The following is a 661-nucleotide window of genomic DNA, read 5'->3' as shown; positions in this document are numbered from 1 at the left end:
GAAAGAGAAGATGAAAAGGAAGAGAAACAAGAGAGAAAAGTGAAAGAAAAGGAAAAGAGGGAAAGGAAGAAAAGAGAGGGGAGAAAAGAAAAAGGGAGAGGTAAAGAGCGAAAAGAAGGGAGAGGACGGAAAAAAAGGGAAAGAGGGAAAAGGGAAGAAGGGAGAGGAAGAGAGAAAGAAGAGCAGAGGAAATAGGAGAAATAGAGAAAAAGAGAGAAAAGGAGCAAGAAATAAAAATAAAGGGGAAGAAAAAAAGGGGCAGGAAGGAAAGAAGAAGATGGAAGTAAAAAGCGAGAGAGAAGGAAAAGAAAGGGGGAGAGGACGGAAAGGAAGAAAAACAGGAAGGGAAAGGAAGAAAAGAGGAAAAAAGTAAGAAAGGGGGAAAGAGGGGAGAAAGGGAAAAGAAAAGAGGAAGAGAAAGGAGAGAAGAAGAGGGATGAAGGCGTAAAAGACGAGGTAGAAAAAGAGAAGAAAAGGAAGAAAAGAGAAAAAGCAGAAAAAAAAACAAAGGCAGGAATGTTGAAATAAAATTGGATAGTAAGAAAAAGAAAAAAACAGAAGGAAGAAATTAAAGGTAAAAGCCAAATGATTAAAATTTGAAGTGACTTCTGTAATATATCTAGGTCATCGCGCTTTGATATGGAAAACGAAACAATGATAA

General features: G+C 37.4%; 1 protein-coding gene. It reads left to right on the top strand.

All coding sequences use genetic code 11. The annotated features are described in order from the left end of the window. Positions 1-195: hypothetical protein (locus GMA8713_RS27910; protein WP_062715576.1), on the top strand; the 195-nt coding region annotated here is incomplete at its 5' end. Between the last annotated feature and the right edge of the window lie 466 nt (positions 196-661).

It is taken from the genome of Grimontia marina (assembly GCF_900060185.1).
In the GTDB taxonomy this organism is placed as follows: Bacteria; Pseudomonadota; Gammaproteobacteria; order Enterobacterales; family Vibrionaceae; genus Enterovibrio; species Enterovibrio marinus.
The sequence above is the reverse complement of the archived record's forward strand: the minus strand, read 5'-3'. Positions and strand labels throughout refer to the sequence as shown.